The following is a 23,242-nucleotide window of genomic DNA, read 5'->3' on the forward strand; positions in this document are numbered from 1 at the left end:
ACCGGGAACCTCCGAGGAGTTGAGTACGGTCGGCTCAACCGTGAACCGGCCCGGCTTCTTCCGGCGTTCACTGCCAGCGAACAACGCCGGTGGCGCGGACCACGAAACGCGGCAGTGATCCACTGCGGGTCGCGGGTTCGGCGGTATGGTCACGCGCGTTGATGCCGCGCGCGTGAAAGGGGACCGCCGTGGCCGAGAGCCAGAGCGAGTCCGAACCCAAAAATCCAGGCCATTCCGGCGTACGGGACTCCGTGCGCCTCGCCGTGATCGTCGGCGCGCTGGGCGTGGTCTTCGGTGACATCGGGACCAGTCCCATCTACACCCTGCAGACCGTGTTCAACCCGGAGGATCCGCACCCGGTGCCGGTGAGCACGGACAACGTGTTCGGCGTGGTGTCGCTGATCTTCTGGTCCGTGATGATCATCGTGACGGTCACGTACGTGCTGCTGGCCATGCGCGTCGACAACGACGGTGAGGGCGGCATCATGGCGCTCATCGCGTTGCTGCGGCGCTGGAGCGCCAAGCGTGGACGCCGTCGGGCCATGGCCCTGGCCGGTGTGGGCATCTTCGGGGCGTCGCTGTTCTTCGGCGACAGCATGATCACCCCGGCCATCTCGGTGCTGTCCGCGGTCGAGGGCATCAAGGTGGTCGAGCCGTCCCTGGGCGAGTTCGTGGTGCCGATCACGGCGGTCATCATCGTGGCGCTGTTCCTGGTGCAGCGCCGGGGCACGGCGGCGGTCGGCCGGGTCTTCGGGCCGGTGATGATCCTCTGGTTCGTGTCCATCGGCGCGGCCGGCGTGACCGGCATCGTGGGCAACCCGGCGATTCTCAAGGCGCTCTCCCCGACGTACGCGATAAGTTTTTTGACCGGGCATTTCGGCATCGCGTTCTTCGCGCTGGCCGCGATCGTGCTGGCGGTCACCGGGGCCGAGGCCATCTACGCCGACATGGGGCACTTCGGGCGGCGCTCGATCGTCCGTGGCTGGCTCGGGCTGGTGCTGCCGGCGAGCACGCTCAGCTACCTCGGGCAGGGTGCGCTGATCCTGGACGACCCGGCCCACATCAGCAGCCCGTTCTTCCTGCTCGTGCCCGGTTGGGCCCGGATTCCGATGGTGCTGCTGGCGACCGCGGCGACGGTCATCGCGTCGCAGGCGGTGATCACCGGGGCGTACTCGGTGGCGTCGCAGGCCGCGCAGCTGGGCTACCTGCCGCGGCTGCGGATCGTGCACACCTCCGAGTCGTCGGCCGGGCAGATCTACGTACCGTGGATCAACTGGCTCCTGATGTTCTCGGTGTTGACCCTGGTCTTCGCCTTCCGCAGCTCGGCCGCGCTGGCCTACGCGTTCGGCATGGCCGTGACCGGCACGATCACGATCACGACGCTGGTGTTCTTCTACGTCGCGCACGGCCGGTGGAAGACGCCGCTGTGGGTGCTGTCCGGGGGCGCGGCGATCCTGCTCGCGGTCGACCTGCTGTTCGTGGCGGCCAACCTGACCAAGCTGGCCCACGGCGCGTGGCTGCCGCTGCTAATCGCGCTGACCGCGTTCACGCTGATGACGACGTGGCAGCGCGGCCGCAAGATCGTCACCGAGGAGCGCGACCGGCGGGAGGGGTCGCTGCGCGAGTTCGTCGACGAACTGCACCACGACACCTCGACGATCCAGCGGGTGCCCGGTACGGCGATCTTCCTGAACCGGGGCACGCAGACCGCTCCCCTGGCCTTGCGGGCCAACGTGGAACACAACCACGTCCGCCACGAGAACGTCGTGATCATGTCGCTGACCACCGAGCCGGTGCCCCGGGTCGCGGCCGAGGAGCGGATCACGGTGGACGATCTCGGCTACGAGGACGACGGGATCATCTACGTGATCGCCCGCTTCGGCTACATGGAGACGCCCGACGTGCCGGCCGCGCTGCGGCAGCTGCTGCCCGCGACCACCGAGGGACAACTGGAGCTGGACCGGGCCTCGTACTTCCTGTCGAAGATCGAGCTGCGGGTCGGAGCCACCCATTCGATGGCGCCGTGGCGCAAGCGGCTGTTCATCGCCACCTCGTACATCACCGCGGACGCGGCCGAGTATTTCGGGCTGCCCCGCGACCGTACGGTCATCATGGGCTCGCACATCGAGGTCTGACCGTCCCGACCGGCAGGCGGCCCGTCCCGGTACGAGCCGCCTGCCGGTGTGGTTACGTCATCCGACGTAATCTGAGGCAGGTGCCCGGACCCTAGGTTCGGGGGCATGGATGTTCCGGTTCACCTGCGGATCCTCGGGCCCCTCCGGGTCTGGCGGGACAACGCCGAGGTCGACGCCGGCCCACATCAGCAACAGTGCCTGCTGGCGCTGCTGCTGGCCCACGAGGGCAACCCGGTCAGCGTCGCCGAGCTGACCGACCTGCTCTGGGGCGCCCACGCACCCCCGAGCGCCGTCAACATCATCCACAAGTATGTCGGTGCCCTGCGCCGCCTGCTCGAACCCGGACTGCCGCCCCGGGCGACCGGCGCGTTCATCGCGCGACAGGGCAACGGCTACCGTTTCACGGCCGCCCCCGGCGGCCTCGACCTGCTGCGTTTCCGGCAACTGGTCGCGCAGGCCAAGGCCCGCGCGGGTCGCGGCGAACTGGACGCCGCCCTCGACCACTACACCGAGGCGCTACGGCTCGGCCGCGGTCACGCCGGCGACGGTCTGGCCGGTACGCCCGCGGCCCGGACCACGTTCGCCGGCCTGGACGGCGAGTTCCTCGACGCGGTGCTGGCCGCCGCCGACGTCGCGGGCCGCCTCGGCCGGCCGGGCCGCCTGCTGGCACCGCTGCGGCGGGCGGCCGAGATGGACCCGCTCAACGAGCTGATCCACGCGAGCGTGATGACCGCCCTGGCCGCGGCCGGTCACCAGGCCGAGGCGCTCGGCGTCTACCGCGCGATCCGCGGCCGGCTCGCCGACGACCTGGGCATCGACCCGGGCCCCGACCTGCAGGAGGCGTTCCGGCAGGTCCTCGGCCAGAATGTCCGGCGACCGGCCGCCGGCGGGCCACGACCGGCGCAGCTGCCGGCCGGCCTGCGGTTCTTCACCGGGCGCCAGGACGAACTGGCCACCCTGGGCCGACTGTCCGACGAGCCCGGGCCGCGGGTGATCGCGCTTCACGGGCCGGCCGGTGTCGGCAAGTCGGCCCTGGCCGTCCACTTCGCCCGCACCGTGGCCGGCGGTTTCGGCGACGGCCAGCTCCACCTGGACCTGCGCGGCGCCGAACCGCTGCGTTCCCTGCTGCACGGGCTGGGCGTCCCCGGTCACGAGATCCCCGACACCGACGGCGCGCAGGTCGGATTGTTCCGCAGCCTGACCGCGACCGGGCGCGTGCTGATCCTGCTCGACGACGCCCGCGACGCCGACCAGGTGCGGCCGCTGCTGCCCGCCTCCCCGGCGAGCCTGGTCCTGATCACCAGCCGCCACCCCCTGGTCGAGCTGGCCGCCCGCGACGGCGCCCACCTGCTGCACGTCGGCCGGCCCGGGTTGCACGACGCCCGTGAGCTGCTCAGACGCCACCTGAGCGGGCTGCCGCAGCAGCCGCTGGACGAGATCGTCGAGCGCCACGGGCGCTTGCCGTCGGCCCTCGCCCTGCACGCCGCCCACCTCCGCGCCGGGCCCGGTCGATAGTCTGCGGTCGAATCCCCGATAGTGAGTCGATGAGCTGGTTTCGACGGTCGCGCCCGGCCTACGCGGTGGACGGTGTCACGCCGCGGCGGAGCGGTCAGGGCTGGCATTTCTACGAGGCTGAGGCGCTGGCCGGGCGGCCTGTCGTGGCCGGCGCCCTCGCGCGCCTGCCGCGGGCCCCGGAGCTGGAGTACCTGTCGCATTCGGTGAGTGTCGGCACGAAGGACGGCATCGAGTGGGGACTGTCCTTCGGTGACGAGGCCCTGATCTGGTTCGACCTGTCCGCCCCGGACGGCAGCGACCTCCTCGAGGAGACCTTGGCCGCCGCCGCGTTCACCGTCACGGTCGAGCGGGTCGACCGGGAGGCCTTCGTGTTCACCACGGCCGAACTGCTCGCCGCCGATGTGGTCCTGGCCCACTGCCTCGACGCCTGCGGCCTGGTCTTCCGCACACTCCGCAACCGCCGCCGGCCGTGAGAAATGCGCCGCTCAGACCGCTGAGGTCGCCGGGGCGAGGGCGGCGAACAGGAGCGAGTCGCGCCAGGCACCCCGGACCAGCAGGTGGTCCCGCATGCGGCCTTCTTCGCGCAGGCCGGCCCGGGTGAGCACGCGCGCCGACCCGAGGTTGTCGGGGTGGCAGGTCGCGGCGATCCGGTGCAGGCCTAGTTCGCCGAACCCGAAGCGGACCAGTTCCCGCGCCGCCTCGGTGGCGTAGCCGCGGCCCCACACCGCCGGGTGGAACACGAACCCGAGGCCGCCGCGGCGGTGCCCGGCGTCCTCGACCCAGAGGGCCACCGATCCGACCAGTTCGCCGTCGGCCACCGCGGCCAGGTTGTACGCCGCCCGCCGGGGTGCGGTGGCCTGCGCCGCGTAGTCGCGCACGAACCGGCGTGTGTCGTCGCGGCTGTTCGGCCCCCATTCGGTGAACCGGGTGACGACGGGATCGCCGGCGAAGGCGTGGACCGCCTCCTCGTCCGGCGTGACGAAATTCCGCAGCACCAGACGGTCGGTGCGCAGCGGCAGGGCAGGATTCACCGGGACACCGTAAACGGTGGATACCGCACCTGCGGTACCCGAGATCACCGCAGCGGGTTGACGACCGGAAACGCCCGCCGGGCGATGCTTGTCAGGTCACCCGGCCCGCCGACGACGGAGAATGATCACGTGACGATTCGTGTGCTCCTCGCCGACGACCAGGCTCTGCTGCGGGCCACGTTCCGCCTGCTGCTCGACGCCGAGCCCGATCTCGAGGTGGTCGGCGAGGCCGCCACCGGCGCGCAGGCGGTCGCCCTGGTCCGTGACACCCGCGCCGACCTGGTTCTCATGGACATCCGGATGCCGGACATGGACGGCATCGAGGCCACTCGTCGCATTTCTCAGGACGAAGACCTTTCCGGTGTACGGATTTTGATCCTCACCACGTTCGACACCGACGACCTGGTCGTCGCCGCGTTGCGGGCGGGCGCGAGCGGGTTCCTGGGCAAGGGTGTCGACCCGGCCGACCTGCTGCAGGCGGTCCGGACGGTGGCCGCCGGCGAGTCGCTGTTGTCGCCGCGCGCGACGACGACGCTGATCGAGCGATTCCTGTCCCAGCCGGATCCGGCGGCCACCACCGTCGCCGCGGTGCCGGGTGAGTTGACCGCCCGGGAGCGGGAGATCACCGCCCTGGTCGGTGCCGGCCTGTCCAACACCGAGATCGCCGACCGGCTCACCATCAGCACGGCCACGGCGAAGACGCACGTGAACCGCGCGATGATGAAGACCGGTGCTCGTGATCGGGCGCAGCTGGTGGTGTTCGCCTACGAGACCGGGCTGGTCCGGGCCGGGCGCCTTGACTGACCGCGGCCGGTGGGCGTGGCGGATCTGGGCACCGCCGCTGCTCGTCATCATGATCATGATGGCGACGGTCGCCTACCGGAACGGGGTGCTCGCCCGTACGCCGAGCGGTCTGCAGTTGATCGTGATCTTGATCGGTGCCCTGGCGCTGTTGTTCCGGCTGCGGCAGCCACTGGCGGTGACGATCGTGGCGGTGCTGGCCGGTGTCGCGCTGCCGTTCACCAACGGGCATCTCGTGCTGGTCGACGTCGCCGCCGTGGTCGCGCTCTACACCCTGGCGACGCTGCGTGACCGGCGCACCGTGTGGACGACCGGTGCGCTGGCGGCGGTCGCGCTGTCCGCCACCTGGATTCCGTGGCAGGCCGGCGGGCTGCTCGACCTGGCCAACCTGGTGCCGGCCAACTACGCGCTGATCGCGGTCGCGGCCGGGGTCGCCACCCGCGACCGCCGGGCGCTGCTGAGCCAGCTGCGCCGGCAGGGTGAGCAGGAGGCCCGGCGGCAGGTCCGCGAGGAACGCATCCGCATCGCTCGTGACCTGCACGACGTCGTGGCCCACCACATCACCCTGGTCAACGCGCAGGCCGGGGTCGCCCACCACCTGATGGGGTCGTACCCGGACCGGGCCCGGGAGGCCCTGGCCGGGATCCGCGACACCAGCCGCACCGCCCTGGACGAGCTGCGGGCCACGGTCGGTCTGCTGCGGCAGGACGACGATCCGCCGGACAGTCTGGCCCCGGCGCCGACCTTCGCCGGCGTCGAGCAGCTGATCGACGGTTTCCGCACCGCCGGGCACGACGTCCGGCTCACCCGGACCGGGATGTCGCGGCCGCTGCCCGGTTCGGCCGATCTCGCCGCCTACCGGATCGTGCAGGAGGCGCTGACCAACGCCGGCAAGCACGGTGTCACCCGCGAGGCCGATGTGGTCCTCGACTACACCGGCGCGGTGCTGCGGATCAGCGTCGTCAACCCGGCCCGCCCCGGCCATCGCGGCGCCGGGACCGGGCACGGCCTGATCGGCATGCGCGAACGCGCGGAGGCGGCCGGCGGCACGCTGACCTGCGGTCTGAGCGGGGACGGCACGTACGCGGTGGTCGCCGTCCTACCGGTCGAGGCCGGTTAGATCCCACGCCAGGCCGCTGCCCGGCCGGTCCGGGACGACGACCCGGCCACCCTCGATCCGGACCGGTTCGGCCAGAACCGGCCGCGCGTGATCCAGATATTCCAGATACGCGGCACCGGGTGTCACCGCGAGCAGATGCGCGCTGAACTCGGGAAACGTGTGGCTGGAGACGGGCCGGCTGGCCGCCTCGGCCAGGGCCGCCGCCCGCAGCCAGCCGGTCACGCCGCCGATCTTCATGACGTCGAGCATGACGTGGTCGGACGCGCCGGCCGCGAGGCTGGACGCCAGGTCACGCGGCCCCCACCAGTTCTCCCCGAGCTGGATCGGGGTGACCGCCGCCTCGGCGATGCGCGCGTGCCCGGCGAAGTCCTCGGCCACGGTCGGCTCCTCGATCCAGTACAGGCCCTCGCGGTCGAGCGCCCGCGCCCGCTCGATCGCCTCGGCGACCGTGAGGCTCTGGTTGTAGTCGACCATCAGCCGCGCGTCCGGGCCGATCACCGCGCGCAGCGCCCGGATCACCCGCAGGTCGCGCTCCAGCGACCCGCCTCCGACCTTGACCTTGAACGCCGTGAACCCGAGCGCGAGCAGCTCCTCCGCCTCCGCGGCGGCGGCCCGGTCGTCCATCACGCGCAGCGACGCGTACGCGTCGACCAGCCCCGGCTCGCCGCCCAGCAACGTCACCAGGGGCAGCCCGGCCGCGACGGCCCGCGCGTCCCACAACGCCATGTCGATCCCGGCCGCCGCCATTCCGGCCAGCCCCTGCGGCCCGGCCAGGCGGAACATCCGCCGCACCTTGTCGTGGACCACGAGCGGCGCCGCGGTGCTCCCCTGCAGGGCCTCGCCGACGTTGCCGATCAGACTCGCCAGGGGTCCGAGCGCGAGCGGCGTGTAGCAGCGCACATACGAGCGCCCGACGACCCCTTCCCGCGTACGGACGTCGATGAGCACCAGCGGCGTGGTGGCCATGATCCCGCTCGCGGTCTCGACCGGCCGGTCCAGCGCGAGGTTCACCGCCCGAGTACTGACCGATTGGATCGTGAGCCCCGTCATTCCCACCACGGTAACGACCCCCGATCCTCAATGGCCGGTTCGGTCACTCGTCGTCCCAAGGCATTTGCTGCCAGAGATCGGGGCTGCGGGTGAGCTGGAGCAGCCGCTGTTCGAGCCGGCGGAACTCCGGGCCGCGCGGGGCACTCCCCCACAGCGGGGCGCAGCTCACCCCGTCGGCCGCGGCCGTGACCAGGGTCATCACGTCGACCGGCAGCCCGTCGGCGTCGAGGTCGGCGTTGAGCTGCTCGGTGTCGGCCTCGACCAGGTCGGCCACGGCCGGGATGGTGGACAGCTGGGCGATCAGCGCGATCTCCTTGCGGACCGCGACCTCGTCCACGGCCGGGGCGAACAGGGCCCGGATGTAGGCGCGGGTGAACCGGCCCGGCTCCTGGTCGGCCGGGTCGAGGCGGCTCTCGACGGCGGACCGGAACGCGGCCAGCAGGTCCCGGGCCAACTCCAGGATCAGCTCGTCCTTGCTGGCGAAGTGGTAGATCAGGCCGCCCTTGGAGACGCCCGCGTGCCGGGCGATCTCGTCCAGGGTGGCGCCGACCCCACGCGTACGGATGGCCTCCCCGGCGGCGTCGAGCAGCGCACGCCGGGTGTCCTCGGGTGACCGCCCGGCGGTTCGTCCCATGTGCCGATCTCCCCCTGTGCCCTACGAAGAAGGACAGGTTATCGGGACGGGATGAGCCACGCGGCGACCGCGGCCGCGACCAGCGTGAAACCGGCCGCCACCAGCGACGTCGTCTGCATGGCGGCGAGGAACGCGTCCCGGGCGGCCTGGGCCGGCGGCCCGTCGAGCACCCGCAGCGCCGCGCCGAGCGAGTCGGTCGCCGCGGCCCGCACCTCCGGCGGCAGCGACGCCGGCAGGGTGAGTCCGGACCGGTAGACGGACGTGAGCAGCGAGCCGAGCACGGCGATCCCGAGGACCACCCCGAGCTCGTTGGCCGTCTCGGTCACCGCGGAGACCGAACCGGCCTTGTGCGGCGGGGCCGCCGAGATGATCGCGTCGCCGGCCAGGGTCATGGCCAGGCCCACGCCGAGTCCCACCGGCACCAGGCAGAGCCCCAGCCAGACGTACGCCCCCTGGCTCGCCGCAGGCGCGAGGAGAGCGAGACCCGCGGCCGCGACCGCGAGGGAGACGGCGATGGCGCGGCCCCGGCCCAGCCGGGTGATCGCGACGCCGACCAGGCCGATCACGACGATCTCGGCGAGCGTTGCCGGGAGCTCGGCCAGGCCGGCCTGCAGCGGGCTGAAACCGCGGACGAACTGTACGTACTGCGAGAAGAAGAACAGCAGCCCGACCAGCGCGAAGATGGCGATCACGTTGGCCGCGACAGCCCCGGAGAAGGCGGCGCCGCGGAACAGGTCGACGTCGAGCATCGGATTGGGCAGGCGGCGCTGGCGGCGCACGAAGACCGTGCCGGCGGCCAGGCCGAGCACGACACAGGCGACGATCAGCGGGCTGACGCCGGAGGTGGCCAGGTGGGTGATGGCATAGACGATCGGGACAACGGCGACCATCGACAGTACGGCGGAGAACCAGTCGAACCGGCCCGGGCTCGGGTCGCGCGACTCGGGCAGCAGCACCAGGCCGGACCCGACGACGAGGACCATGACGGGCACGTTGATCAGGAAGACCGAGCCCCACCAGAAGTGCTCCAGCAGGAGCCCGCCGACCATCGGCCCGATCGCCGAACCGGCCCCGAACGAGGTCGACCAGATCGCCACCGCGCGGGTGCGCTCGGCCGCGTCCGGGAACAGGTTGCGGATCAGCGAGAGCGTCGACGGCATCAGCGTGGCCCCGGCGACACCGAGCAGCAGCCGGGCCACGATCAGCGTCTCGGCGCTGGTGGCGAACGCGGCCAGCAGCGACACCAGGCCGAACAGCACCGAGCCGGTCAGCAGGACCCGCTTGCGGCCGAGCCGGTCGGCCAGGCTGCCCATCAGCGCGAGCAGCCCGGCCAGGGCCAGCGAGTAGACGTCGCCGATCCAGAGGACCTGCTCGGCGGTGGGCGACAGGCTCTCGGTCAGCTTCGGCACGGCCAGGGCCAGGACCGTCCCGTCGATCGCGAGCAGCAGGACCGCGGCGGCGAGCACGCCGAGGGCGGACCAGCGGCGGATCGGGGACCGGGCGGCGGCCGGGGGTGCGGTCAGCGTCATGCGAATACTTTACCGACCAGTCGGTGTAGTATCGCTATCGGCCGTTCAGGCCGTGACCAAGCGCAGGACCGTGCCCAGGCCGTGCACCGGACCGTCCGTACGCGGAAGAATCAGAGTGCGAATGCCCAGGGACACACCGCCGACGTCGTCACGCGCACTGTCCCCGACCATCAAAACCTGATTTCCCGGTACGCCGAGCAGCTTCACCGCGTACGCGAAGATCGCCGGATCGGGCTTGACCAGGCCGGCCTCGAAGGACAACACCACACCGTCGACCAGGTCGGTGATCCCGGCCCGGTCCAGGCAGGGGCGGATGTCGATCCCGATGTTGGACAGCACCACGATCCTGATGCCGCGCGCCTTCAACTCCCGCAGGACCGGCCGGGTGTCGTCGAACGCGTTCCACTGGTACGGCATCACCGCGTACAGCGCGTCGATCAGCGGTGGATCGATCCCCGGGAGGAGCGCGACCGTGGCGGCGAAGACGTCCCGGTGGCGGGCCTGACTCAGGTCGCGGTCACTGTTCGGGTCGATCGCGTGGGCGTGATGCCAGATGTCACGCAGATACTCACGCAGGCCCACGACCTGGTCCTCACCGAGCCGCGGCGCGGCCGGCCCCATGCGCTGAAGGGCATCGTCGACCCACCGGACGGGATCACCCCCGTCCACAAGCGTCGTATGGAAATCGAAGATCACACCGGTGATCGGCGCCGCGCTAGGGATCATGCCCCAGCGTAACCAGGACGGCAGCGGCACTCGGGACCGCCGAGTGGGCGACTCGGGACCTTGGTCCTGACCTGCCCCGGAAGGTTAAGGCCACCCGGAGCCACGGCGATGTACGGGACCAGGCGAAACATTTCCGTCCGGAAACGAGGACCTACCGTGGCGAACAGCGCACCCGACCGCACCGACCCGCTCGACTTCGGCGACCGCACCGCCCTCGCCGTCGACCTCGGCATCATCGCCCGGATGGTGGGCGAGTCCTTCAACGCCCGGGCCACCGCGATCCACCTGCGCCGGCCCCGGCTGACCGCAGGGCACGGCGGGCCGGACTGCGACCGGGCCCACTGCCGCGTCCTGGCCTCCGGCGGGATCCGGATAGTCTGCGGCCGGCCGCCCGGCCTCTACCAGATCGCCGTGGTCCCGCTGACGGTCGAGGACCGGCCGATCGGCCTGGTGTGCCTTCACGACGGGCCGTTCATCCACAACGCCGCCGGCGTGCTGGACCTGCTGGACGGAGTGGCCCGCCAGATCAGCCACCTGCTCGTCGTCCACGATCTGCCGGACATGCCGTTCTACGACACGATGGCCGCGGTGTCCCGCATCGTGTCCAGGGCACGCCGATGAGAGCCGGCGGCCCGCTCAGTCGGACTCCCGCGGGGCGTCGACCAGGATCAGCAGCAGATCGTGCAACGCCCGCCGCTGCGCCTCGTCGTACAGGACGTAGAGGTCCGCCACGGCCTTCTCCAGGTCACCCCGGACGCTCTCGACGAAGGCGGCGCCGACGTCGGTGATGACGACATACGCCACCCGGCGATTGTCGTGCGGGCGCCACCGGCGGGCGAGATCGGCGCGGGCCAGCTGCTCGGTCACCGCCGTGGCCGACGACGGCGGCAGGCCGGAACGCCGGGCGTGTTCACCGACCGTCGCGGGTTCCTCGGCCCGGGTCCGATACAGCTCGGTGAGCAGCCACCATGCGTTCCGGGTGATGCCGCGCCGGTCCAGCACCTGGCCGAAGGGCACGTCGAGGCGCCGGCCGGCCTGCACGATGACACGCCCGAGGCGAGCCGCGGTGATCTGCTCGTCAGGCATTTGCCCATTATGCGACAAAGGTCGTTCCGGCGAGTGGGGCCGACCATGACAGAAAGCTTCAGTACGGAAACGTTCCGTCGAAGGTGAAGCCATACCGATCCGTTCAGCACAAGGGTGGGGTGATCTGCGGTGCGAGACAACTGCAGGAAGGACGGCCCGGGCCACGACAAGGTCCTGGTCGCGGAGAGCGACGCGGGTCTGCGGTCCCTGATCGCCTTCATGCTGCGGACCGCCGGCTACACGGTGCTGACCGCCGCGGACGGCGAGAGCACCCTGCGAGCCCTCATCGAGAGCCGGCCGGATCTGGCCGTCGTCGACCGCACACTGGACCGGCTCAGCGGCATGCACGTCTGCTCACGGATCCTGGACGCGCTCGCCGGGTCGGCGCCTCCGGTCATCATGATCAGCGACCGGACGAATCAGGCCGATGTCTCGCAGGCGCTGGCCATGGGCGTCCTCGACTTCATCAGCATGCCGTCACAGCTGTGCGACCTGGTGGCCTCGGTACGCGAGGCATTGCCCCGCGCCCCGTAGCGGATCCGGGCCGGGGTCGCGGGGGCTGGTTACGCTCGGGGCATGTTGACGGCTACGAAGACCAGCATGTGGCGCGGGCGCTACGAGATCGCGGCGGACGGGCGTCCGGTCACCGTCTGGGACCCGTCGTGGTGGCGCAGCGGCGGTGACTTCGAGATCGACGGGCACCGGTTCCAGGTGCGGGCCAACGGCTGGGGCACCAAGTACCGGATGTATGACGAGTCCGGCCACGAGATAGCCCTGGTCGAGCGGGCCGGCCGTAAGCATTGGACGATGCAGGCCGACGGCCGGACGTACGAGTTCCGCCGCGCCTCGTTCTTCGGCAACCGGCAGGAACTGCTGATCGGTGGGGTGCCGTCGGGATCGATGCAGCGCACGAGCGCCTGGACCGGGGCCATCGAGGCCGACCTGCCCGGGTTGCCGCTGCCGCTGCAGGTGTTCGTGGTCGGGGTCCAGCTCGCCATCTGGCAGGCCCAGCAGTCGGCCGCCGCGGCCAGCGCCTGACGGTTCGCGTAGGGGCCCCCTAACCTCGTTCCGGAACCGGGAGCTATTGACCGGCCTCTATCGTGACGGTGAAGATCACTTCGAGCCGCCAGCCCCATGGCGTGACACGAAGGGTCGCCGACTTATGCGTCGCAACCGCCCCCTGGCCCGGGTCGCCACCGCGTCCGGGCTCTCCGTCCTCCTCCTCGCGGTCTGGGCCTCCCCGGCCTTCGCCGATCCACCGCACAACCTGCCGCAGAACGCGGGTGGGTACGAGCAGTCCTTCTCCCCCGCCTACGACTATGACGGCGACGGCTGCTACGCCACGCCGGCGATCAGCCCGGACGGCACGATCGCGCCCGGACTGAACACGACCGGCGCGGTCAACGGCAGCTGCCGCGACCAGTCCGACCTGGACAACTCGCAGACGTACGCCCGAACGAAGTGCAACAACGGCTGGTGCGCGATCGTCTACGCCAGCTACTTCGAGAAGGATCAGGCCGTCGCCGGCAGTGGTCTCGGCGGGCACCGGCACGACTGGGAGCACGTGATCTCCTGGGTGAACCAGGCGTCCAACCAGGTCGAGTACGTCACCACCACCCAGCACAGTTCGCAGGTGACCTACACCCGGTCGCAGGTGCGTTTCGACGGCAGCCACCCGAAGGTCGTCTACCACAAGGACGGCCTGTCGACGCACTTCTTCCGGCTGGCCAACGGTAACGACGAGCCGCCGGAGAACCACTACCACAACTGGCGTTACCCGCCGCTGGTCGACTGGAACGGCTACCCGACCGTCGCGCTGCGCGACAAGCTGATGGCGGCCGACTTCGGCTCGGCCACCATCAAGATCAAGGACGGGTCGTTCGAGTACCTGCTCAACGTGTCCAAGCCGTCGGGCATCACCTTCGACGCCTACGCGTGACCGCCGGCCGGGGCGGGACCGTCCGCCCCGGCCGCGGCAAACGTGACAATTGTCAGCGATTCCCCTGACTGCGCTCACTGGGTCGAGCCCGCGCCGGCAACGAGGCTTGTCGATGACAGCGGAACCCCGTAATCGGCAGGAGGAACGATGACACCTCGGCAACGGCTAACGATGATCGCCGTGACATTGGTCGCGGCGTTGGGACTCAGCTTCACGGGTACGGGCGTGGCCAGTGCCGCCCCGGCCGCCGCGGCCGCCCCGGCGCCGGTGACCGCCCTCGCCACACCGATCACCGGCACGACCGAGAACGGCGGCACGTTCGCCGGTACCTTCACCCCGGCGAAGTTCGCCTCGCAGAACGGCAACCTGGTGGCCACCGGCGTACTGACCGGCACCCTGAGTGACGCTTCGGGCGCCACCGTCGGCACGGTCACCCAGAACGTCACCGCGCCCGTCACCATCGCCGCAGCGACCTGTCAGGTGCTGAACCTTGTGCTCGGCCCGCTGCACCTCGACCTGCTCGGTCTGGTCGTCGACCTGAACCAGGTCCACCTCGTGATCACCGCGGTCCAGGCGGCCGGCAACCTGCTCGGCAACCTGCTGTGCGCGATCACCCACCTGCTCGACGGCACGCCCACCGCGGGCGGACTGGCCGCGCTGCTCAACGCCATCCTGGCGCTGCTCGGCCAGCTCTGATCCCCGGTCCGACCGGCGCAGCCGCACCCCGCCAGGTGCGGCTGCGCCGCCGTGTCCCCACCGCCGTGTCCCCACCGCCGTGTCCCCACCGCCGTGCCCGAGCCGCCGTGTCCCCACCGCTCGGCGCTGCCACCTGCCACCTGCCGCGTGCCGCCTGCCGCCTGCCGCCTGCCGTGTCACCGCCGCGCACTGCTGCCGTCAAGGCATAACGCCTGTCATGGGGTCAGCCAGCCGGCGTTCTCGGCGAGACGGACCGCTTCCAGGCGATTGCGGGCGCCGGTCTTGCGCAGGATCGCCGAGATGTAGTTACGCACGGTTCCGGCGCTCAGGTGCAGCTCGGCCGCCACCTCGTCCGACGGCACCCCGGACGCGGCCACGCTCAGCACGTTGAGTTCCCGCGACGACAGCGGACTGCGCGACGCCGACACCATCGCCACCGCCAGGTTCGCATCGATGACACGTTCACCGCGCACGAGACGCCGGATGCCACCGATCAACTCGCACGGGGCCGACTGGGTGCTGACGACACCGTCGATGCGTTTTTCCAGAACCCGATTGAGCAGTACGGACTCATCGGGGCCGGCCAGCGCCAGCGTCGCGCAACCGGGGTGCTCGGCGGCGAACCGGGCGATCGACGCCGGTCCGTCGCCGGACAGCAGCGCGACGTTGACCACGAGCACATCGGGCCGGACGGCGCGAGCCATCCCGGGCACCTGGTCGAGCGTCCCCAGATCGGCGACCACGTCGAGGTCGTCCTCCAGGGACAGCGTCGCGACCAGGGCGCCGCGGAGCAGGGTCAAGGGTTCGACGAGCAGAATGCGGATCACGATGGCCTCCCAGCCGAGAACGGTCGGACGGCCGGCCTGATGCCGGCCGGTTTCCGGATCCCTGCGGGAGGTCGTTCAGCTGGGAGGACCCGCGTAGCGGACGGTGCGCCCGCACGCGCGGAATTCGGTCACCGGGCGAGAGCCGGCCACCGCGAACTCGGGGTGCCACGACGACGGGACGGTACCCGCCGCGGGAGTGTTGCCGCCGCCGGAATCACGCACCTGCCCGGCCGGGGTCGAGCGGTCGCCCGGCTGCCGCGGCGGAACGGGAGCTGCCGGTGTGCCGGGTTGAGCGCGCACCGCCGGCGGTTCAGTCCCACCGGACAGGCCGAACGCCGGGGAATCGGCAACGCCGGGAAGCCCGAACGCCGGCGGCGCGGGCGCAGCGGACAGCCCGAGCGCCGGCGGCTCGATCACGGTGAACAGCCTGGGCGCCGACACCTGCGGGAGCGGATACACCGACGCAGGAAGCAGGGGCAGTTCACCTGCCGCGGTGCCCGGTATCGCCACAGGTTGCGTCAGCTGCGACAGGCTGGGCAGCGACGGCCACGACACCGTGGGAAACACGGGTTGCTGCAGGCCCGGCACCTGCGTCTCAGCAGGAAGAATCGCCCGCGACAGCCCGAGAGAGACGACCACCTTGCGGGCGTCGGCGGGCGTCGGCAAGGCCTGGACCAGCGAATTCACCTCGGCCCGACCAACATGAGCCGCGGTCTTCCGAAGCTTCGGCACAACGGGCACAGCCTGCCGCAACTTCGGTGTGGCAGACGCGACCTGTCGCGGCTTCGGCGCGGCGGACACGATCTGTCGCGGCTTCGGCGCAGCGGACGTGGCCTGCCGCGGTTGCGGCGTCGTGGTCGGCGCGTGCGGGACTGTTTTGCTCACACGTACGCGCAAGGTCTTGGTCTCTGGGGTGTTGATCTTCTGCGGGGTCGAGGCCTTCGGCGTGTGGACCTTGGGGGCTACCGGCTTCGTGATCTTTGTGGTGGCGGCCTTGATCGAGTCGCTCAGGTGGCTCACCGGCTGACCGATCGAGCCCGTGTCGGCTCGCGCGCCGTGGTCAAAAAGCGTCAGCAGGAGATACGCCGCTACGGCGATCCCGAGCAGCACGAGCAGACGTATCACGTGCCGGGTCGCCCCGGCCGCATCATCCGCTCGTCGCGCAGCTCCGCTTCGCATCACCATCCCGCATACCCCCTCGCGGCATGATGACACTCATCGATCGATGATCGACTCAGGCCGGTCGGGCCGCCTCGGCGAACGGTGCGGCCAGCATTGCGGGTGCGACCACGGAAACCCCCGAACCGTCGGCGAACCGCAGCGACAGATGCCCCTCCGGATCGCTGAGACCGACGTCACTCAGAGCCGCCCGCGGACAGTGCCAACTCAGCACCAGAAGCGGCAACGGTTCGGGCTCGCCTCGGCCGATCAGGCGCCGGACGCGATCGGCCAGCCCTGTCGGCGGCGCCGGAACCGGCGTCGGGGTGTGGTCAGAAACGGACAACAGCAGCAGCCGGGTATCGGTCAGCGCGAGTGCCGCCGCAGTACCGTCGTGCGGAAAGTGCCGATCCAGAGCGGCCGCCGTGCTGCCCTCCGGCCCGTCCAGTGCGGTATGCGGGTTCGCCTGCATCGCCTGCATCGCCGGGCCGCCGAGGCCGAGCACCCCCTGCGGAGCCCCCTGCCACGAAGTGATCCTGGAGATCAGCGGCAGCCCGGAATCCCGCGCCACCCACACCGCCGCCAGGAAACTCTCCCCGGCGTCCAGGTGCTCGCCGACTCGCGCTCGCAGCTCAGCCTGCCGCCGCGCCACCAGCCCGGATCCGCTCACCGCTCCACCCCGGAAGTGAGCCTACCGGCCCGCCCCCAGACGTGGTCAGTGGCTCGGGTCGCCGACGGTCAGGCGGATGGTGAAGCCGTCGGAATGCCGGTACAGCGCCACGTGGCTGCACGTCTGGTGGGCGATCCACAGGCCGAGCCCGCCATTGGCACCGTCGCCGGCCGGCAGCAGGCCCGCGAACGGATCTTTCGGGCCGGCGCCGCTGTCGGTGACGGTCACGACGATGCGGTCGGTGCCGCTCCAAAGTCTGAGCCGGATCGGCCCGCGCCCGTGCCGCTGGGCGTTGGCCACGGCTTCGCTGACCGCCACGATCAGGTCGTCCACCTCGGCCGGGGGAACATGACCCCGGTCGGCCGCGCGGACCGTCCGGCGGGCCTCGGAGAGGTCGGGGTCGACCAGGTCGGCCACCGGGTCGGCGTGCTGGAGCGGGTCCGGGATCGGGGCGCGGGGTTCGCTGAGGTAGAGCGTCGGGTCGGTGAAGTCGGCGTTGGGCCGGTGCTGCCCGTCCGGCCCGGCCGTCCGCGGGTGGGTGCGCATCACGTCGGCCAGTGCGGTCGGCGGGGTCACCCGGGTGTCGTAGGCGCAGATGCTCCACAGCGGGAACTCGTCGTAGGCCTGGTTGATGGCCGATTCGTAGCGGGCCCACCAGTCCCAGGTGGCGTCCAGCGCGACCTGGGTCAGTTCGCCGAGGATGCGGATCTGGGTGGCTCCGGCGGCGACGTGGTCGGTGAGCAGTTTCCGGTACGACCGGATGACCGTGGCCGGCCGCTGGTACACCGCCCCTTCGGGCAGGAAGGTCACCGGGGCGCTCGCGGGCAGCGCCGAGCGCAGCAGCTCCCGGTTGTGCCCGGTGAGGGCGACCACGCTCGGTTCGCCGTGCGCGACACCGTCCAGCAGGAAGGGGACGGCCAGGCCGAGCAGTTCCTCGTCCGACCCGAAGCATCCGGCGGTGTGGAAATACCCGACGTGTCCGCTCGCCGCGCCCGACCTCATCGCGCCAGCTCCACCCGTACGTCGGGGAGGTCGAGGAGGTCGGCCAGGCGGGCGGCCGAGGTCAGCCGGGTGCGGACCACCGCGGTCAACCGGCGGGCGTTCGCGTAACGCTGCAGGACGAACAGGGATCGATGGTCGATGAAGCGCAGCCCGGTGGCGTCCACGGTCACCTCGCCACCGACCGGTTCCAGGTCGGTGCGCCACAGGGCGGTGCTGAACAGTTCCTCGCCGGCCATGTCCAACTCGCCGTCGAGCAGCGCCTCACCCGGTGTCGAGCCCGCGTGCAGCTGGAACGTCACGCCTTCGGCCCGGCTCTGCTCGTGCAGGCAGGCCAGCTCGCCGACCAGCGGATCGCCCAGCTCGGCCCGGTCGTAGGTGCACAGCGCCCGCATCGGCGCGTTGCGCATGTACCGCCCGATCGCATACTCGTAACGGGCGAAGGCTTCCCGCTGGGCGCGGGTGCGCACCAGCGCGGTGACGTCGGCCACCACCCGGAAGCCGGTGAACCCGTCGGCCAGCGCCTGCTCGGTGACCGCGGTGTAGGCCGCCACCTGGGCGTCCGGGTCGATCACCAGCCCGTCGGCGTAGGCCTCCTGCCACGAGATGATCCGCACGGCCCCGGCCCGGGTGACGCCGCGCAGCCAGTCGGCGGTGGCCGTCCCGGAGCGGGCGCCGGGCACGAACCAGACCCGTTCGCCGGCGGCGAGGCCCGCTTGCAGGAACTGTCGCGCATGCCGGTCCAGCTCGTCGTGATCGTCATATGACCAGCACGCGTGCAGGGCCGCGGCGTCAGTCATGGCGCAACAGTAGTCATCCCCCGGGCCGGCCGTCGAGGCGCGTCCGCCTCATCCCGCGCCGACGATGGCGGCGATCTCGTCGGGATCGACCGGGGTCGAGAAGAGGAAGCCCTGGCCGGACGAGCAGTCCTGCTGCAGCAGGTAGGCCCACTGCTCCTCCTCCTCGATGCCTTCGGCGATGGTACGGAGGCCGAGGGCGGAAGCCATGTGCAGGACGCTGCCGACGAGAACGGCCGCCTTGGGCCGCTCGATCAGGCCGTCGACGAACGACTTGTCGATCTTGAGGATGTCGACGTCGAGTTCCAGCAGATAGGCCAGCGAACTGTAGCCACTGCCGAAATCGTCGATCGCCACCCGTACGCCGATGCGATGCAGTTCCGCGAGCACGGCGCGGGCCCGGCCGTAGTGGTCGACCAGGACCTGCTCGGTGATCTCCAGGACCAGGCTGTGCGGGTCCAGGGCGGATTCGCGCAGGCAGTCCTGGACGTAGTCGAGCAGGCCCGGGTCGGCCAGCTGGGTCGGTGACAGGTTGACGCTCATGTACAGGGTCTCGCCCGCCGGCAGCTGCCGGTTCCAGGCGCCCAGCTGGCGGCAGGCGGTACGCAGCACCCAGGCGCCGAGCTCGGTCATCAGGCCCAGGTCCTCGGCGAGCGGGATGAAGCTGGCCGGGGCGATGACGCCGCGCTGCGGGTGGTGCCAGCGCAGCAGCGCCTCGGTCCCCTGCGTCCGACGGGTGCGCATGTCGACGATCGGCTGGTAGACGAGCCGGAACTGGTCGAGCCGGAGGGCGGAACGCAGGTCGGCCTCGACGACGGCGCGTTCCATGACGGCGACGCGCATCGGCGGTTCGAACCGGGCGAAGCGGGCCTTGCCGCTGTTCTTGGCCGCGTACATCGCCAGGTCGGCGTCGCGGAGCAGGCTCAGGGCGTTCTCGTCGTCGGCGCCGGACGACTCGGCGACGCCGATGCTGGTGTCGATGGTCAGCGGGCGGCCCTCCAGCCAGGTCTGTTCCTGGAGGGCGGCCAGCATCCGTTCGGCCAGGTCCTCGGCGATGCCCGGGTCCTCGGCCTGCTCGACGAGGACGGCGAACTCGTCGCCGCCGAGCCGGGCGACGATGTGGTCCTCACCCACGCAGGCGGCGAGCCGGCCGGCCGCGATGGTCAGCAGCTGGTCGCCGGCGAGGTGGCCCAGGCTGTCGTTGACGGTCTTGAAGCCGTCCAGGTCCAGCAGGAAGACCAGGGCCGGAAGCCCGGTGGTACGGGCGCGGGCCAGCGCCGCCTCGGCCCGGTCGAGGAACATCGCCCGGTTCGGCAGGTCGGTCAGTGGGTCGTGGAAGGCCTGGTGGTGCAGCTTGTCCTGGGCCTGCTCGGCCGCCGTGCGCAGGCCACGCTCGGTGGTCAGGGACTCGACCAGTCGCTGGACGAGCGGCCGGGTCACCGATCCGGCCAGGCGGGCCTCGCCGCGGGCGGCCGCCTTCACCGCCTCGGCCAGTTCGACCCCGCTGGTGCCCTTGACCAGGTAGCCGTGCGCCCCGGACATCAGGGCCTCGATGACCAGGGACTCGTCGCCGTAGGCGGACAGGACGATGACCGCGGGCGCGTCGGGCAGGGCGGTGATCGCCTTGGTCGCGGTCAGGCCGTCCATGCCGGGCATGCGCATGTCCATCAGCACGACCGACGGGCGGAGCTGCATGGCCATGGACACAGCCTCGCCGCCGTCGCGGGCCCCGCCGACCACCTCGATCCCGGGGACACGGTTCATCAGGCGGATCAGGCCGTCGCGCACCTCGTCGACGTCGTCGACGACCAATGTCCGTACGTCGGAAATTGTTGTCGTTCGTGAATTTCCCGGCTGCTGTTCGGTCCACTGATGTCCGGTCATGACGTGGCGACCTCACGCTCGGTTGCCGGCATCCAGATCTGGACCCGGGTGCCGTGGCCGGGGGTGGAATCGATCGTGTAGCGCCCGGCGGTCAGCTCGGCCCGCTCACGCATGCCGGCCAGGCCGAAGTGGCCGCCGGAGACGAACGACGGCATGTCCTCCAGGGCGAAGCCGACACCGTCGTCGACGATGGTCAGCTCCACGCCGTCGCCGCCGGGCGCGTCGGTCAGTTCGACCCGGGCGCGGTGAGCGCGGGCGTGATTGGCGATGTTGGTCAGCGCCTCCTGCACGACCCGGTAGAGCACGGTCTCGGCCTCGGGGCTCATCCGCCGGGCGGTGGAGACCGCGACGGGGCAGTCCAGGCCCGTACGCCGGCTGAAGGAGCCGGCCAGGTCGCGCAGCGCCGGTTCGAGGCCCTGCTCGTTGAGGGCCGGCGGGCGCAACTCGGTCATCAGCGAGCGCAGGCCGCGAATCTCCTGCTCCAGGCGTTGCTGGGACTCGGCCAGCAACGCCTTGCTGTCGGCCACGTCGTCGTATTCGAGGGCCAGCGAGGCCTCCTCGAAGCCGTAGCGGACGGCGGTCAGCCGCTGGATCGGGCCGTCGTGCAGTTCCGCGGCCAGCCAGGTGCGTTCGTCCTCACGGCCGCGGATCGTCTGGGCCAGCAGCTGTCGACGTTCGCGCTCGACGGTCTCCAGGTCGTGCAGGGTCTGCGCGAGTTGCTGGCGCTGTTCGGTCAACTCGCCCGCGCGCTGCTCGATCTCCTGGTTGGCCGCTTCCAGGGCCATCGTGCGCTGGGCGACGAGATCCTCCAGGTGATCGCGGTAGTTGCGCAGCTCCTCGCGGGCCACGTCGAGCGCGATGGCGGCCTTGGCGATCTGGCTCTGCATGACGTTGAAGTTCTCGGCCATCACGCCGATCTCGTCGCGGGTGTGCACCGTCACCGGGGTCTCGTCGACCTGGGCGTGCGCGTCGTCGAGACGACCGCCGGCCAGGGCTTCCATGGCCTTGGTCAGGTCGGCCAGGGTGCCCTGGGCGAGCCGGTCGGCGCTGGCCGCCAGCTGCCCGGCGGCCTGCGCGATCGTGCCCGGCAGGACCAGCCCGACGGTGACGGTGAGGATCGCGACCGCGACGAAGATGTCCTGCAGGACCGTGGTGAGCATGAGCTGGCCGCGGTCGACGGTCTGCACGGCGAGCAGGTAGCCGGCGCCGTCGAGCACCATCACGGCCAGCATCGCGCCGGTCAGCTTGAGGTGCATCGAGCGGAAGTAGATGGGCAGGCCGGCGTCGCGGCGGTCCCGGATGACCCGCCAGGTGTAGAAGATCGCTCCGGAATAGGCCAGGGCCAGGCCGAACAGTACGGTCGGCAGGCCGTACTGCTCGAAGCCGAGCACCGTCGACAGGCCCCAGACGGCCGCCGCACCCACGCCCAGCATCACCGTGCCCCGGGGCGCGCGCCACGGCCGGGGCAGCTCCGGGGCGTGCCGGCGCAGCAGCCACACGGCGACGCTGGGCAGGCCGATGCCGATCAGGTAGGTGAAGTTGGCCGCCGCGATCATCCAGACCGGGTCGCCGGCCAGCAGGAACGCGATCGCCAGGGCGGCGGTCAGGGTGGTCGCCACCCACGGGGTGTCGGTGCGCGAGCGGTGCGACAGGACCCGGGGCAGCAGCCCGTCCTCGGACAGCTGCGACAGCGTCCGGGCCGCCCCGGCCAGGGGCTGCAACGTCCCGTGGAACATGTTGAAGATCATGAACATGATCGCGCCCGACTTGGCCGCCGCGCCCAGGATCGTGCCGTAGACCGGGCCGAGGCTGACGGCCAGGTCGGCGCTGAGCCCGTCGGTGCCGATCACACCGAGCCAGACGACCGGGACGAACAGGAAGTAGACGCCGGCCATGGCGCCGCTGGCGATCATCGCGCGGCGCACGTTCCGTACCGGATCCTTGGTCTCGCCGACATGGCAGGTGGCCGCCTCGAACGCGGGCGCCGCGAACCCGATCAGGTACAGCCCGGCCATCGCGCTGGTGATCTCGCCGAAGACGCCGGCGAACGGCGAGACCAGGTGGAACGTCGCCGCCTGACGCCAGTCGACACTGCCGGTGACCACCGGCCCGACGACCGACAGGAACGCCAGCACGGCCGACCCGACCGCGATCGGGCTGGCCAGGCGGGTCACCCAGCGCACGCCGGCCAGGTTGACGGCGGTGAAGAAGACCACGATGGTGACCGCCAGGACCGACACCGGCACCTGCGGGAGCACCCACTGGTGGATCGCCGAACCGGACAGGATCGCGGTCAGCCCGCAGGTCGGGATCCAGCCCCACCAGTAACAGACGCCGGTCAGGTTGGCCAGGACCGCACTGTACGGCCGGAACGCCTCGGCGCAGGTGGCGGCGATCCCGCCGACCCGGTTCGGCCACATCAGGACCAGTTCCAGCCAGCCCGGCGCGGCCGCCCAGGACAGCAGCAGGCCGACGACCAGCAGCGGAACGGCGGCACTGCCCTGGGAGACGACGAGGGCGGGGATGAGGAACAGGCTCTGGTTCGACCCGCCCATGGCCAGCGCGGTGGTCCCGAACCAGCCGATCGTCCGGGGATGCTCGCGCAGGGACCAGTCCTCGGCCACAGCGGTCATCGCGCGCACTCA

23 protein-coding genes are annotated in these 23,242 nt (G+C 71.2%); 10 read left to right on the forward strand and 13 right to left on the reverse strand.

The window, feature by feature from the left end:
* The first annotated feature begins 188 nt into the window (after nt 1–188).
* The 3 genes from ACSHV8_RS17815 (at nt 189) to ACSHV8_RS17825 (ending at nt 4,123) form a co-directional block, all read left to right on the forward strand.
* Nucleotides 189–2,135 carry a potassium transporter Kup gene (locus ACSHV8_RS17815; protein ID WP_436534451.1) on the forward strand — a complete coding sequence of 649 codons (1,947 nt, stop codon included), beginning with the start codon at nt 189–191 and terminating at the stop codon, nt 2,133–2,135.
* A 105-nt stretch (nt 2,136–2,240) separates the two neighbouring features.
* A complete protein-coding gene (locus ACSHV8_RS17820; RefSeq protein WP_436534453.1) occupies nt 2,241–3,650 on the forward strand; it encodes a BTAD domain-containing putative transcriptional regulator in 1,410 nt (469 codons plus the stop codon).
* 29 nt (nt 3,651–3,679) lie between these two features.
* Nucleotides 3,680–4,123, forward strand: a complete 444-nt coding sequence (locus tag ACSHV8_RS17825) for a hypothetical protein (protein WP_436534455.1) — start codon at nt 3,680–3,682, stop codon at nt 4,121–4,123.
* Nucleotides 4,124–4,135: 12 nt separating this feature from the next.
* Here ACSHV8_RS17825 and ACSHV8_RS17830 read toward each other — a convergent pair whose 3' ends face one another.
* The gene (locus tag ACSHV8_RS17830) at nt 4,136–4,681 is read right to left on the reverse strand and encodes a GNAT family N-acetyltransferase (protein WP_436534457.1); all 546 of its coding nucleotides are present in this window, start codon (nt 4,679–4,681) and stop codon (nt 4,136–4,138) included.
* A gap of 129 nt (nt 4,682–4,810) precedes the next feature.
* Between ACSHV8_RS17830 and ACSHV8_RS17835 the strand changes: the two genes are divergently transcribed.
* Both ACSHV8_RS17835 and ACSHV8_RS17840 read left to right on the forward strand, forming a co-directional pair.
* Nucleotides 4,811–5,485 carry a response regulator gene (locus ACSHV8_RS17835; RefSeq protein ID WP_436534459.1) on the forward strand — a complete coding sequence of 225 codons (675 nt, stop codon included), beginning with the start codon at nt 4,811–4,813 and terminating at the stop codon, nt 5,483–5,485.
* On the forward strand, nt 5,478–6,602 hold the full coding sequence (locus ACSHV8_RS17840; protein ID WP_436534461.1) for a sensor histidine kinase: 1,125 nt from the start codon (nt 5,478–5,480) through the stop codon (nt 6,600–6,602). Before ACSHV8_RS17835 ends, ACSHV8_RS17840 begins: the two co-directional genes overlap by 8 nt.
* Here ACSHV8_RS17840 and ACSHV8_RS17845 read toward each other — a convergent pair.
* Genes ACSHV8_RS17845 through ACSHV8_RS17860 form a run of 4 tightly spaced genes read right to left on the reverse strand, consistent with a single transcriptional unit; the run spans nt 6,582 to nt 10,541 of the window.
* Nucleotides 6,582–7,652: an enolase C-terminal domain-like protein gene (locus ACSHV8_RS17845; RefSeq protein ID WP_436534463.1), complete on the reverse strand. Its 1,071-nt coding sequence runs from the start codon at nt 7,650–7,652 to the stop codon at nt 6,582–6,584. The two genes, ACSHV8_RS17840 and ACSHV8_RS17845, sit on opposite strands and share 21 nt — an antisense overlap.
* Nucleotides 7,653–7,695: 43 nt before the next feature.
* A complete protein-coding gene (locus ACSHV8_RS17850) occupies nt 7,696–8,286 on the reverse strand; it encodes a TetR/AcrR family transcriptional regulator (RefSeq protein WP_436534465.1) in 591 nt (196 codons plus the stop codon).
* 38 nt (nt 8,287–8,324) lie between these two features.
* Nucleotides 8,325–9,815, reverse strand: coding sequence for an MFS transporter (locus tag ACSHV8_RS17855; protein ID WP_436534467.1), 1,491 nt, complete (start codon nt 9,813–9,815; stop codon nt 8,325–8,327).
* Nucleotides 9,816–9,860: 45 nt separating this feature from the next.
* Nucleotides 9,861–10,541 carry an HAD family hydrolase gene (locus tag ACSHV8_RS17860; protein WP_436534469.1) on the reverse strand — a complete coding sequence of 227 codons (681 nt, stop codon included), beginning with the start codon at nt 10,539–10,541 and terminating at the stop codon, nt 9,861–9,863.
* Between the two features lie 156 nt (nt 10,542–10,697).
* On the opposite strand from ACSHV8_RS17860, the gene ACSHV8_RS17865 reads away from it, so the two are divergent.
* Nucleotides 10,698–11,162 carry a GAF domain-containing protein gene (locus ACSHV8_RS17865; protein ID WP_436534471.1) on the forward strand — a complete coding sequence of 155 codons (465 nt, stop codon included), beginning with the start codon at nt 10,698–10,700 and terminating at the stop codon, nt 11,160–11,162.
* Nucleotides 11,163–11,177: 15 nt separating this feature from the next.
* Here the strand turns inward: ACSHV8_RS17865 and ACSHV8_RS17870 are convergent, their stop codons facing one another.
* A complete protein-coding gene (locus ACSHV8_RS17870; RefSeq protein ID WP_436534473.1) occupies nt 11,178–11,627 on the reverse strand; it encodes a MarR family winged helix-turn-helix transcriptional regulator in 450 nt (149 codons plus the stop codon).
* Nucleotides 11,628–11,756: 129 nt separating this feature from the next.
* Here ACSHV8_RS17870 and ACSHV8_RS17875 point away from each other — a divergent pair, with 129 nt between their 5' ends.
* The 4 genes from ACSHV8_RS17875 to ACSHV8_RS17890 all read left to right on the forward strand — a co-directional run bounded on the left by ACSHV8_RS17875 (nt 11,757) and on the right by ACSHV8_RS17890 (nt 14,262).
* Entirely contained in the window at nt 11,757–12,161 is a 405-nt protein-coding gene (locus ACSHV8_RS17875) for a response regulator transcription factor (protein WP_436534475.1), read from the forward strand.
* A gap of 42 nt (nt 12,162–12,203) precedes the next feature.
* Nucleotides 12,204–12,665, forward strand: a complete 462-nt coding sequence (locus ACSHV8_RS17880) for a hypothetical protein (RefSeq protein WP_436534477.1) — start codon at nt 12,204–12,206, stop codon at nt 12,663–12,665.
* 124 nt (nt 12,666–12,789) lie between these two features.
* Complete coding sequence (locus tag ACSHV8_RS17885; RefSeq protein WP_436534479.1) at nt 12,790–13,566, forward strand: NPP1 family protein; 777 nt, start codon at nt 12,790–12,792, stop codon at nt 13,564–13,566.
* Nucleotides 13,567–13,737: 171 nt separating this feature from the next.
* The gene (locus ACSHV8_RS17890) at nt 13,738–14,262 is read left to right on the forward strand and encodes a hypothetical protein (protein ID WP_436536808.1); all 525 of its coding nucleotides are present in this window, start codon (nt 13,738–13,740) and stop codon (nt 14,260–14,262) included.
* Nucleotides 14,263–14,477: 215 nt separating this feature from the next.
* Here the strand turns inward: ACSHV8_RS17890 and ACSHV8_RS17895 are convergent, their stop codons facing one another.
* The 7 genes from ACSHV8_RS17895 to ACSHV8_RS17925 all read right to left on the reverse strand — a co-directional run bounded on the left by ACSHV8_RS17895 (nt 14,478) and on the right by ACSHV8_RS17925 (nt 23,230).
* A complete protein-coding gene (locus ACSHV8_RS17895; protein WP_436534481.1) occupies nt 14,478–15,089 on the reverse strand; it encodes a response regulator transcription factor in 612 nt (203 codons plus the stop codon).
* Between the two features lie 75 nt (nt 15,090–15,164).
* Entirely contained in the window at nt 15,165–16,199 is a 1,035-nt protein-coding gene (locus ACSHV8_RS17900; protein ID WP_436534483.1) for a hypothetical protein, read from the reverse strand.
* Between the two features lie 124 nt (nt 16,200–16,323).
* Nucleotides 16,324–16,899: a hypothetical protein gene (locus tag ACSHV8_RS17905; protein WP_436534485.1), complete on the reverse strand. Its 576-nt coding sequence runs from the start codon at nt 16,897–16,899 to the stop codon at nt 16,324–16,326.
* 63 nt (nt 16,900–16,962) lie between these two features.
* On the reverse strand, nt 16,963–17,919 hold the full coding sequence (locus ACSHV8_RS17910) for an anti-sigma factor RsbA family regulatory protein (RefSeq protein ID WP_436534487.1): 957 nt from the start codon (nt 17,917–17,919) through the stop codon (nt 16,963–16,965).
* The gene (locus ACSHV8_RS17915) at nt 17,916–18,716 is read right to left on the reverse strand and encodes an MEDS domain-containing protein (RefSeq protein ID WP_436534489.1); all 801 of its coding nucleotides are present in this window, start codon (nt 18,714–18,716) and stop codon (nt 17,916–17,918) included. The genes ACSHV8_RS17910 and ACSHV8_RS17915 overlap by 4 nt, the downstream gene beginning before the upstream one ends.
* A 48-nt stretch (nt 18,717–18,764) precedes the next feature.
* A complete protein-coding gene (locus ACSHV8_RS17920) occupies nt 18,765–20,597 on the reverse strand; it encodes a putative bifunctional diguanylate cyclase/phosphodiesterase (protein WP_436534491.1) in 1,833 nt (610 codons plus the stop codon).
* Nucleotides 20,594–23,230 (reverse strand): amino acid permease, encoded by a 2,637-nt coding sequence (locus tag ACSHV8_RS17925; RefSeq protein WP_436534493.1) that lies wholly within the window; start codon nt 23,228–23,230, stop codon nt 20,594–20,596. The genes ACSHV8_RS17920 and ACSHV8_RS17925 overlap by 4 nt, the downstream gene beginning before the upstream one ends.
* Nucleotides 23,231–23,242 lie beyond the last annotated feature (12 nt).

It is taken from the genome of Actinoplanes sp. HUAS TT8, from assembly GCF_051380535.1.
Taxonomy (GTDB): domain Bacteria; phylum Actinomycetota; class Actinomycetes; order Mycobacteriales; family Micromonosporaceae; genus Actinoplanes.

Coding starts and splice junctions, on each gene's coding strand:
- ACSHV8_RS17890 (WP_436536808.1), top strand. CDS start 13,738: ATGATCGCCGTGACATTGGTCGCGGCGTTGGGACTCAGCTTCACGGGT.
- ACSHV8_RS17855 (WP_436534467.1), bottom strand. CDS start 9,815: ATGACGCTGACCGCACCCCCGGCCGCCGCCCGGTCCCCGATCCGCCGC.
- ACSHV8_RS17880 (WP_436534477.1), top strand. CDS start 12,204: ATGTTGACGGCTACGAAGACCAGCATGTGGCGCGGGCGCTACGAGATC.
- ACSHV8_RS17845 (WP_436534463.1), bottom strand. CDS start 7,652: ATGACGGGGCTCACGATCCAATCGGTCAGTACTCGGGCGGTGAACCTC.
- ACSHV8_RS17850 (WP_436534465.1), bottom strand. CDS start 8,286: ATGGGACGAACCGCCGGGCGGTCACCCGAGGACACCCGGCGTGCGCTG.
- ACSHV8_RS17915 (WP_436534489.1), bottom strand. CDS start 18,716: ATGACTGACGCCGCGGCCCTGCACGCGTGCTGGTCATATGACGATCAC.
- ACSHV8_RS17860 (WP_436534469.1), bottom strand. CDS start 10,541: ATGATCCCTAGCGCGGCGCCGATCACCGGTGTGATCTTCGATTTCCAT.
- ACSHV8_RS17925 (WP_436534493.1), bottom strand. CDS start 23,230: ATGACCGCTGTGGCCGAGGACTGGTCCCTGCGCGAGCATCCCCGGACG.
- ACSHV8_RS17910 (WP_436534487.1), bottom strand. CDS start 17,919: ATGAGGTCGGGCGCGGCGAGCGGACACGTCGGGTATTTCCACACCGCC.
- ACSHV8_RS17820 (WP_436534453.1), top strand. CDS start 2,241: ATGGATGTTCCGGTTCACCTGCGGATCCTCGGGCCCCTCCGGGTCTGG.
- ACSHV8_RS17920 (WP_436534491.1), bottom strand. CDS start 20,597: ATGACCGGACATCAGTGGACCGAACAGCAGCCGGGAAATTCACGAACG.
- ACSHV8_RS17870 (WP_436534473.1), bottom strand. CDS start 11,627: ATGCCTGACGAGCAGATCACCGCGGCTCGCCTCGGGCGTGTCATCGTG.
- ACSHV8_RS17885 (WP_436534479.1), top strand. CDS start 12,790: ATGCGTCGCAACCGCCCCCTGGCCCGGGTCGCCACCGCGTCCGGGCTC.
- ACSHV8_RS17825 (WP_436534455.1), top strand. CDS start 3,680: ATGAGCTGGTTTCGACGGTCGCGCCCGGCCTACGCGGTGGACGGTGTC.